Here is a 427-nt window from a genome sequence, read left to right as displayed (position 1 = left end):
AACAGCACCAGCACCACCTGGGCGGCCGTGGCCAGGGCCCACCACCGGGGGCGTACCAGCCGGGGCGCGCCGCCACCACGTACTGCCCCCGCAGCTCCCGGTAGCGCAGCAACTCGGCCGCCACCGGCTCCAGCACCCGCTCCCGGCCACAGGCCGCCGCCGCGTTCCGCAGCCGGCGTTCCGTCTCCAGTCCGTACCCGCGAGCCGGCCCCCGGGCGGCCATCCGGCAGCCCCAGGACAGCAGCGGCGCCCCCGCCACGCACCCCACGGTGAGCCCGCCGGGCACCCACCACGGCACGTCCGCGCCCCCGCACAGCGCCGTCAGCAGCCACACCAGTCCGCCCAGCTGCAACAGCACCAGCACCACCTGGGCGGCCGTGGCCAGGGCCCACCACCGGGGGCGTACCAGCCGGGGCGCGCCGCCACC

General features: G+C 78.7%; 1 pseudogene. It reads right to left on the bottom strand.

The features are described from left to right. Window positions 1-427, bottom strand: a pseudogene (locus ACSNOK_RS33430) (ATP-binding protein); the annotation flags it as partial.

Origin of the sequence: Streptomyces sp. URMC 126 (assembly GCF_051386555.1) — a bacterium.
Taxonomy (GTDB): Bacteria; Actinomycetota; Actinomycetes; order Streptomycetales; family Streptomycetaceae; genus Streptomyces.
Note: the sequence above shows the minus strand (reverse complement) of the source record. Positions and strands in the feature narration are given on the sequence as shown.